Annotated in this window: 2 protein-coding genes; both read left to right on the plus strand. The window is 55.0% G+C overall.

Features of this window, described 5'->3' with window-relative positions:
- Positions 1 to 242 precede the first annotated feature (242 nt).
- The gene (locus Q1J43_RS05800; protein WP_301101450.1) at positions 243 to 956 is read left to right on the plus strand and encodes a hypothetical protein; all 714 of its coding nucleotides are present in this window, start codon (positions 243 to 245) and stop codon (positions 954 to 956) included.
- Positions 957 to 959: 3 nt separating this feature from the next.
- Positions 960 to 2,619 (plus strand): hypothetical protein (locus tag Q1J43_RS05805; RefSeq protein ID WP_301101451.1); only part of this gene is annotated, 1,660 nt, incomplete at its 3' end.

The following is a 2,619-nucleotide window of genomic DNA, read 5'->3' on the forward strand; positions in this document are numbered from 1 at the left end:
CCTTGCAGACGTACCCGGGTTACACCGTCGCGACAACCTTGGTTTCTGAGATTGTTGCTGAGCAACCTCAATGTGTTGGTCGGCCAAATGAACGCAATGGAATCCCTGAAAAGCGGGAAGTATCCATTTAGCGGCATGGAAATTTTGATCCACTTTAGACGCCGCGCTGGTTGCACAGAGCTGCCCGCTACCGTATCGACAGTCTGGACCGAAAACCGAGTTCGGGTTTTGAGCAGGAGTGTATGACTATGACTTTGTTGCGAAAAAATAAATCAAGGGTGACCCATTTAGCTTTATGGAGCGCGGCCGCGCTGCTCTGTGTGTATTGCGTGTTCCAAATCGTGACGCTCGATGCTTATGGCCAGTGCTACAAGCCTGGAAATTTCTGGCTTTGTCTCGATGGTTGGTTTGATCGAGGCAGTTCCAAGTTTAAACGATTGGTATCTGATGAAGAACTCATCGAGCGATTTCAGCAGCATCGCGCCGAGTTCGATCAGGTGGTGGCGTATACGATGAAGCCAAAGCTGGATTTTGAGTTCTCGCCAGAGATGCTGGGAAAGCAGGAATGGAAACAACAGTTGGGCCTTTACTGGATCAAGCGGCATTACGATTCCAGCGAACCAAAAATCTGTCTTCGCCCTTTCGGCGCACCCCTTGCACGTTGTCAGGAAGTCACCTGGAAATGGCGCGAATTCGAATTGCAGGCGGATGTTACCGGGCTGATCGATGAGCGGTTTTGGCCCTACAGCAATCTCGTGAAGTATTACGCCTATTATCCAGACGAACAGGTTTTTGAAGATGGTCTTAAGGGCGGAATGCAATGGCAACTGCATCCTGACCTGGATAAGGACTGGCCAGCCGGTTGGCCAGTCCCGAACAACCCACCCCGTTGCCTGGCGCGCCGTCTCGAAGCGCACTGGTATCTCAAACTTTGCAGAAACGACATTGGAGGATAAATCATGAGCGAACAACAATTCAGCACTGCCGCATTCAACTGGGTGACAAGCGAAAAAAGCACGATTCAACAAGTGGCCAATACGCTTGGCGTTTCCGCCATGGCGATTGCCGGCCTGATGGCCAAAGAGCGCACGGCCTATGACGAAAGCTTCGCCAAGCTCATCGTCAATTCAATACAGGACAGTCTGATTCCGACGATGACCGATATCGAGATTCGTGCGGACTATCGCATGGTCAATGCGCTTGGCTGGGCCAACGACAAGGTGGGTGCCTCCAAAGCGGTTTTTTCGACCCTCAATGACATCGGGTACGCCAATATCAAACTCCAGACGGCGATCCGCGTACTGGAAGATTACAAACAAAACTATATTGACAAGGGAAGCGACCCGTTGGCGCTTTCATCGTATGCCAGCGATTACGGGAAATTGGCGCGCGACCTTGCCGGCAATGTGCCTAGTATCGCCCCCAAGATACTCGGGCTGGTGGCAGTCGAGGCTGACAAGTTTTACGTTGATCACAGTGCCTCGACAGATTACATGAACGGTCTTTCACAAGCTAAACGAGACGGGCTGACGGTGACGTCCATGGTTTTCGGCCCGAAAACCATGGAGCGGCTGTATCAGGAAAATACCAGTGTAGAGCAAGGGCATCCGGGGATTTACAAACCAGGCTTGGGGCGAGGCGATGGTGGCGGTAATGCCTTCGTTGCTCCGGAGAACGTGGCCCCACTCGCCCAAATCTTCGGCATCGACTCTGCTTCTTACTCCGCAGGCGGCGCGGCTAACGTCGAACCCTCGCAGATTGCCGCGCCGGAATCTGGCCTCGGCGTGATCATGCGCCCATCTTCTTCAGCGCTGATCGACTACGTCGATTCGCATACAGCAGTTCTAAAAAAGGACGGCACACTTTCCGATATCGTCCTTATCGAGAACAAAAACGGCAACCCCATCACCGCCGACGACCTCATCAAAATCAACGGCCTCCTGCCCGGCCAAGAACTCAAGCTCCAGATTGGCCAGCAGATTTTCGTGCCGCAGAAAGTAGGAAACAACCTCGTCGTCGACTACGGCAACGTCCGTCTCTCCATGAATCCGGCGGACGGCACCTACCAGTACCTCATCAATGACCCGCAAGCCAACACCACAACGCTGATCACCCGCTCGCTCGACGCCACTCAGTCCTCTGGCTATACCGACCGCTACGTCAAGACAGACAATGCTTCCGGCCTCGAACTGGAATCCTTCGTCAACGGCGTTGATGCCAGCTACGGCTACCAATTCAACAACGGCCAGGCCACCACCAACGCCTTCACCGTCACCACCACAACGACGCTGAGCCCCAGCCAAACCACCACCCCCGACCCGACCCAATCGATCAGCGCCAACACCAGCACCCTCATTACCACCGGCACCAGCCAGGTCGACGGCCTGGGCGACGTCAACACCGCAACCGGCAACACCGCCTACGCCAACAACCTGATCACCGGCGGCATCCGCCCCGGCGAACAGAACTTGGTCAATGAAATCCTCGGCAGCCAGCTCGCCGAGAACTTCCTGGCCAACCCCAACCTGGTCAACTCGCCGGTCTGGGCGCCCGACGTCAATGCCGTGGCGATGAACATCCTCGCCACCGGCGTCCAGTACACCATCCCGACTGACCCGC

The sequence above is a fragment of the Propionivibrio sp. genome (assembly GCF_029255185.1).
In the GTDB taxonomy this organism is placed as follows: Bacteria; Pseudomonadota; Gammaproteobacteria; order Burkholderiales; family Rhodocyclaceae; genus Propionivibrio.

Bases quoted from the DNA above. Each gene is read 5' to 3' on its own strand.
- Q1J43_RS05800 (WP_301101450.1), top strand. From the start codon at position 243: ATGACTATGACTTTGTTGCGAAAAAATAAATCAAGGGTGACCCATTTA.